This is a genomic window from Paenibacillus sp. OT2-17, from assembly GCF_009827695.1.
Lineage (GTDB): Bacteria > Bacillota > Bacilli > Paenibacillales > Paenibacillaceae > Paenibacillus > Paenibacillus polymyxa_B.
Window position 1 is genome coordinate 1 of sequence record NZ_WUDQ01000177.1, and the last position, 6,889, is coordinate 6,889.

Here is a 6,889-nt window from a genome sequence, read left to right on the forward strand (position 1 = left end):
GAATACCCAGGCCCGGCAACACCAGTAACTGAAAGTCCAAAATCGCTGTCCATGATCATTCTCGCCTGCTCTGCAAGCACAAGGGCTACTTCCTTACTCACTGCACCTGGCGCTTGATCCCCTTCCAAATAATCATAAGGCACGTTGAGTAATTTCATCTTCATTTCATTGGAATAGAACACGATGCCACCTTGAAACATAAAAGCACTGCCAGGTATAGAAGTGATGTGTTCCATCAGCATTCCACCTGTACAGCTTTCTGCCGCACTCACAGTGAGCCCGCGTTTGGCCATTAGATCTACGATAACCTTCTCCAGCGTAACATCTTCACTTGCATACATATATTCCGAAAGACGCTGCTGAATTTCTACTTCCGTAGCCGTCAGCTTAATTAGTGCTTCACTTTCGCTGGCCGCCTTGGTGGATATACGGATCGTGACTTCCCCTTCCTTGGCATAAGGAGCAATCGTGGGGTCTGTCTGGGATTGGATCAGATCTAACAAATGGGTTTCAAGAGCTGACTCACCTATCCCTGCAAATTTTAGCATTTTTGAATAAATTGGCATTTCCTCACCGCTCAATGCCTGCTGAAGCAACCAAGGTTTCGCTTGGTTTGCAAACATGGGTTTGAGTTCCTTAGGCGGTCCAGGCAAAACTACATAAAATTTACCGTCCTGTGCAATTGCGTCGCCCACAGCTAGCCCTGTCTCATTTTCAAGCGGAGTAGCGCCTTCAATAGAAAGCGCCTGCCGGCGGTTATTCTCGGTCATTTCTACCCCACGGTTACGGAAAAACTGATCTAGCTTGTCCATTGTAAGACGATCTATGTGCAATTTTCGCCCCAATACAGACGCTATCGCATCTTTCGTCAAATCATCCTGAGTCGGTCCCAGACCACCGGAAAACAAAATAATATCCGCACGCTTCTGAGCAATTCTTATCGCTTCCTGAAGCCGATCTATGTTATCGCCAACTACAGTCTGAAAATATACATCGATTCCGATTGTAGCCAACTCCTGTGACAAATATTGAGCATTTGTATTCACTATTTGTCCGAGCAATAACTCTGTACCTACTGCAATTATTTCAGCTTTCATCAATTCTTCCTCCTGTACTGCGAATATTATGGGAATTATGTAAAGAAACAGCAATAAGTTTAGTCCCTATTGCTGTTTCCATAAAATTTATCCTGTTAAACTTTGGAGGAGCTCAGCAAGTGGATATTTTTCACAAAATAATCAATACCCGAATAAATGGTGATCAACACCGCTGCCCATATCGCTATTAAATCAAACGGGATACCAAGAAAAACAAACGGGAAATTATTAATGAGCAACGCTACAATAGCAACGATCTGGATGATCGTCTTCAATTTGCCCCAATTGCTTGCAGCAACCACAGAACCATCCAGTAAGGCAATCTGACGCAGACCCGTAACCGCAAACTCACGGCTAACAATCACAACGACAATCCACGAATCAATTTTCCCCATTTCTACCAAGGAAACCAAAATGGCGGTTACCAAAAGCTTATCAGCAAGGGGGTCCAACAGCTTGCCCAAATTGGTGACCATATTATTTTTACGTGCCAAATATCCGTCAAGACCATCCGTGCTGGCTGCTACAAGGAAAATGATAGCCGCAATCAGCTGATTATACGGCAGCTTGAAAGCTCCGATCTCAATCGGCGGCGGATAAAAATCAAAGTCCACCAGCAAAGCCAGCATCATCACCGGAATAAGGCAAATCCGCGTTATTGTAATTCTGTTGGGTAAATTCACAACACACTCTCCCCTGATTATCGTACTTGATTACAAATGGCAGTTTTCGGATTAAATTCAATCCTATGTAAATCGCTATCAACGAGCGCTATACACCTAAATTGTCTGCATTTTCGTTACAAGTATAATATGGCGCAAAACGCATGTCAAAATAACCTGCCGCACATCAAGCAACGTTTTTTCCTACAAAATGTATGAGGGAAAACGGCTTTATTTCATGTTTGTAAATTGAAGCTCCAATGGCAAATCAGCTTTACGCAGCAATTGAATGATCGCCTGTAAATCATCCCTGTTTTTTCCGGTCACTCGGATTTGATCACCTTGAATCTGACTTTTAACTTTTAGCTTGGAGTCCCGAATAAGAATGTTAATTTTCTTGGCATTATCCTGATCAATTCCCTGCTTAAGCGAAAGACGCTGACGCACTGAACCTAAAGAGGCGGGTTCCAATTTGCCATACTCCACATTTTTAAGGGACAGACCTCGTTTGGCCATTTTAGATTGCAAAATATCAATCACCGCATTCAGCTTGTATTCGTCTTCCGATGCAATCGTAAGAGCTTCTTTCTCAAGCTTAAGGCTACTTTTGCTACCCTTGAAATCAAATCGAGTTTCAATTTCACGCTCCGTCTGATGAACCGCATTTGTTAACTCCTGCATATCCATTTTGGAGACGATATCAAATGAATTTTCTGAAGCCATCGTTTCACTTTCCTTTCACAACAAAGTTCAATATCTAATTATAGGCTAGTCATTTACAAAAATCCAATAATCCGTTGACTAAAAAGGCGTTCTTGCCAGTTTTCCTGACAAAAACGCCTTTATTTCATTTACGGTCAAAATATCTAATTATGGCTTCGTGTTGGAGTTCGGAACATATCCAAAAGTCCAAGCACAATGTGAGCAAGACCAAAGCCCAGTATGCCATAGCCCCATGCATTCGGTGTCAGATAATAGCCCAGTAAACTGACAATTATACCGAGCCCAGTCACAATCCAGCTGACGGTCATAACGTATACACCTCACTTTGCGGAAAATGGAATGACTGCCTTTCCAGGAATTACAGTCATTAGTATTTCCTCGCACCAAGGCGTTTATTCACCATCAGTAGTTGTAGAATCTGTACTACTTTGTGCTGAATCCGTACTGCTACCTGTCGTAGAATCTGTAGGTGAACCCGTCACCCCTGCACTCGTTCCGGTCGAAGAAGCTTCTCCTTGCTGGATCAGTACACGAGTAGTCGATTTATTATCTGTTATCGGTTGACCTGCTACGGAAATATCTGTGGCAGAAGACCGTCCTGATTTGATATATAAACCTTCTGGACCAATATCGAATGACATGGCATCTCCACTTTTAGTCATACCATAACTCAGCTTTTCTCCACGGGAATTTTCTCCCTTGTACACTTCAAGCCAGCTTTCGCCCGTCGCTTTAATATCAACCTTGACCGCGGCTCCCGTTGAACTGGAAACTTTAAAAATCGTCGTCTTGCCTTGCTTGCCGTCCTGTGCCACAGTTACACCTTGTTGTGGCGTAGTCGTATCCGGCTGCTGTCCAGTATCTGGAGTAGTAGCACCCGTACTCCCCGTACCACCGGGCTGACTTTGGCCGGTTTGTCCCGCATCAGGAGTCTGCCCACCAGCACCATTTGGAGCCGTCGTTTGACCATTGTTCGGCTGTGTCGTAGTGGTATCAGCAGTAGACGTGCTTGGTGTGGTGCTTGGTGTTGTACTTGGTGTTGTACTTGGTGTTGTACTTGGTGTGGTGCTTGGTGTTGTAATCGGCGTTGTGTTTTCTGCTGTTTTTGGAGTTGAATGGTTGTTGCTCACCCAATAAGCATAAATAACCCCAACAATGAGAACTAGAAAAAGCCACATTAACGCTGTAGGCAACCATTTAAGATTACCAATCGTGGCGGGACGGCTGGAGCGTTTCTGTGTAACAGGCTCCATGACTGCTTCCGGCTCAGGTTCAGGCACATTGCTTTGATGCCCTTCCAGAATCTCATCGGGGTTCAACCCGACCGTTTCAGCGTATGTTTTAATAAAAGCTCTGACATAAAAGCTTCCCGGCAGCACTTTGTAATCGCCCGTCTCAATGGCTTCCAGATAACGTTTGCGTATCTTCGTCATTTCCTGAACATCGTCAAGGCTCAATCCTTTTTGCAGCCGGGCCTCCTTTAATTGCTGACCCAGTTCTGACATGTCATCATCTCCTTGTGTAATTACGCTTATTTAAAGATCTTCTGTATAACTGGCTGTAAAGGTATCATAAATAATTTCCTCAGCCGGATTATTGCGAAGCTCAATAATGATATTGAAATCGTCAAAGCTGTATCCTGATTCACGTACAAATACATCAGGATGCTCAATCACTTTAGTACTTGGCATACTCATGATTTCCTGAAGCAGATGATAATGTCTTTCATTTGACCGAATTGTACTCACAATACCATCAATAATAAACACATTGTTTGGGTTCATTTCTTCTTCAGAGAGCTGACTGCGCACCGTCTGTCGTAGTAACGTTGAAGACACAAAAGTCCAACGCTTCATTGCGCATACACTACTGGCAATAATGGATTCCGTTTTGCCCACACGCGGCATCCCGCGAAGACCGATCACCTGATTGCCGTCCCTCTTTAATACTTCACCCAAAAAATCGACCAGCAACCCAAGCTCATCGCGTGTAAAGCGAAATGTTTTACGATCATCCGAATCCCGATCGATGTAACGGCCGTGTCTTACTGCCAATATATCAACCAGTCTCGGAGCACGTAAGGCCGTGACTGTAATGTTGCTCGCTTTTTTTAACGTGTCTCCGAGAATGCGTATCTTCTCGTCATCGTCCGTTTCAAGCAACATCCCCCGTCTTTCGCCTTCAACACCGTTGATCGTCAGTATATTAACCCCCAGAATACCAAGCATGGAAGCAATGTCTCCCAGCAGTCCGGGTCGATTTTTATGTATCTTGTACTCCATGTACCACTGTTTCGTTTCTTCCGTCACGTTAGCACCTCATTCACATTCAAACCGTCAACAACTCCAAATCAAAGCATTATTGTATCATAAAATAACATCTTTCGACAAAACCAATTATTGAAATTTGATAGGCTGCATTGTGTTGTAAGCCTCAATCACGTTTATGATATATAAATTACAATGGAATTACAAGAACAGCTCTGTAACCATTACAGAAAAGCCCCCAAAAGGGAGCTTTTCGTGTTGGTTCCTACTTATGCGTTGCTCTTGGCCAATTTAACCATTAGCCGGGCGATGGTGTGACGCTCGTCCTCATCGGCAACTCCCCACAGTTCTTTCAGTGCGCGGTTGGAGTGGTTGGCTGGATCGACCTTCTCATCCAGAAAATCACCAATTTCATAAGCAAGCTCTGAAATGGTATCTTGGCTGATTCCCAGCTTCTCCGCTTGCTCTACACGCTGACCGAGGAACTTTTTCCAAACATCAAAATTCTGAACAACTGTTGACATACTTAAATCCTCCTTAGATGATTCAGATTTAAAATCAACAGTTGTAATATGCTCTTCTCAGACGCTTACTATACTGGTGGATTCCTCCAAGCGCTATTTCCCTTAAGGCACCCATCCTCCGTTAGGACTTATGACCTGGCCATTAATATAACCTGACTCAGGAAGCGCAAGAAAATAAACTAGGGACGATATTTCATCAGGTCGAGCCAATCGTCCAGCAGGAATTTCTTCTTCCAAACTGGTAATTTCGCCTTCATCCAAATGATCCAGCATCGACGTATCCACTGCACCTGGAGCTACAGCATTCACTGTCACCCCGGAAGGTGCTACCTCTTGAGCCAGCGCTTTAGTGAAAGCGTTAATGCCTCCCTTGGTGGTGGAATACAACACCTCGCACGAAGCACCACATATCCCCCACACGGATGAAACATTCACAATGCGGCCATAGCGTTGGGAAATCATATGTGGCATAAAAACCTGCGTGCACAAAAAGGTTCCCTTAACATTGACAGCCATCACTTCGTCCCATTCCTCTTCCGAAACATCTGTCAACAGCCCATAATGAGATAGTCCGGCATTATTCACAAGAATATCCGGCTTCATCCCGTGATTATCCAGCTTTTCACGCATGCGTTCGATCTGCTCCTTGCTCCGCAGATCCGCTGACACGGTCATTACCTTGCCTGAATAAGCCATGCAACGACGGGCAACTTCATTTGCTTTTTCATGGGACTTCATGTAGTGAATGACCACATTCATCCCTACAGCTGCAAAACGCTCAGCAATAGCCGCACCAATTCCGCCACTTGCCCCTGTAATCAGCACGGTTGTATCGCCAATCGCTTTTAGTTCTCCGCCCTCGGTGGTCATCGTTTCCCTCTCCCTGGACATTACGGACTCACCACTAGTGATATTGCGAGTCGATCCCACTGGATATGGTCTTTCAGACGGCGATTTACATCCTCAAGCGTGATACTTTCATAAATCGGAAGCAGTTGGAAAAAATCACTGCCCCGGAAGCGATGTCTTGTAAATTCATGCGCAATATTTTCTGGTGAATTGAGTGTACGCAGATAACCACCGATTTTCTTTTTGCGTGCCCGTTCAAAATGTTCTGCTGCAAAGCCCTGCTTCTGGATGGACTCCACCTCTTCACGTATTCTCGCCAACAGCCGATCCGGGTCTTTGGTATCCCCACCGATTGCAGAGAATGCATATTGCTGCGTGCTATTGTACTCATGACCAAAACTGTCCGAAATCAGATCCTCATCGTAGAGCTTTTGATACAATTGTGTACTGGAGCCAAACAGGAGATCTAGCATCAGCTTGGTTTCCAGATCATGACGGAGCAATTCTTCACCCGTTAGGCCTACTTCAGCCTCCTTAAATCCAAACAGTAGCTTTGGCAGAGAAACGGCCAGCTTTACCTCACGACGTGGTTCTGCAACTGTAGTGGGTTCATCGTCGAAAATCCGCTCGATCTCTCCCTGCGGCTTATAGTCCTTTTTAGCCTGATTGTTACGTACCAGCTCTATTACTTCAGCTGGATCCACTCCGCCCACTACAAAAAGAATCATATTGCTTGGATGGTAGAAAGCTTCATAGAATCAGAAAAT

8 protein-coding genes and 1 pseudogene are annotated in these 6,889 nt (G+C 44.7%); all 9 read right to left on the reverse strand.

All coding sequences use genetic code 11. The features are described 5' to 3' along the window. The coding region (locus tag GRP75_RS16470) for a competence/damage-inducible protein A (RefSeq protein ID WP_160789830.1) at positions 1-1,097 on the reverse strand (1,097 nt) is incomplete at its 3' end. Between the two features lie 95 nt (positions 1,098-1,192). Further along, entirely contained in the window at positions 1,193-1,780 is a 588-nt protein-coding gene (gene pgsA / locus GRP75_RS16475; RefSeq protein ID WP_013309954.1) for a CDP-diacylglycerol--glycerol-3-phosphate 3-phosphatidyltransferase, read from the reverse strand. 210 nt (positions 1,781-1,990) lie between these two features. Next, entirely contained in the window at positions 1,991-2,482 is a 492-nt protein-coding gene (locus GRP75_RS16480) for a YajQ family cyclic di-GMP-binding protein (RefSeq protein ID WP_023988237.1), read from the reverse strand. A gap of 143 nt (positions 2,483-2,625) precedes the next feature. Then, positions 2,626-2,790, reverse strand: coding sequence for a hypothetical protein (locus GRP75_RS29265; RefSeq protein ID WP_023988236.1), 165 nt, complete (start codon positions 2,788-2,790; stop codon positions 2,626-2,628). Between the two features lie 84 nt (positions 2,791-2,874). Then, the gene (locus GRP75_RS16485) at positions 2,875-3,987 is read right to left on the reverse strand and encodes a helix-turn-helix domain-containing protein (protein WP_160789831.1); all 1,113 of its coding nucleotides are present in this window, start codon (positions 3,985-3,987) and stop codon (positions 2,875-2,877) included. 30 nt (positions 3,988-4,017) lie between these two features. Next, positions 4,018-4,791: a DUF3388 domain-containing protein gene (locus GRP75_RS16490; protein WP_013370747.1), complete on the reverse strand. Its 774-nt coding sequence runs from the start codon at positions 4,789-4,791 to the stop codon at positions 4,018-4,020. A gap of 227 nt (positions 4,792-5,018) precedes the next feature. Further along, entirely contained in the window at positions 5,019-5,273 is a 255-nt protein-coding gene (locus GRP75_RS16495; RefSeq protein ID WP_013309950.1) for a DUF3243 domain-containing protein, read from the reverse strand. 102 nt (positions 5,274-5,375) lie between these two features. Further along, complete coding sequence (ymfI, locus tag GRP75_RS16500; protein ID WP_160789832.1) at positions 5,376-6,143, reverse strand: elongation factor P 5-aminopentanone reductase; 768 nt, start codon at positions 6,141-6,143, stop codon at positions 5,376-5,378. A 20-nt stretch (positions 6,144-6,163) separates the two neighbouring features. Further along, a pseudogene (gene yfmH / locus GRP75_RS16505) lies at positions 6,164-6,877 on the reverse strand (EF-P 5-aminopentanol modification-associated protein YfmH); the annotation flags it as partial. Positions 6,878-6,889: the final 12 nt, after the last annotated feature.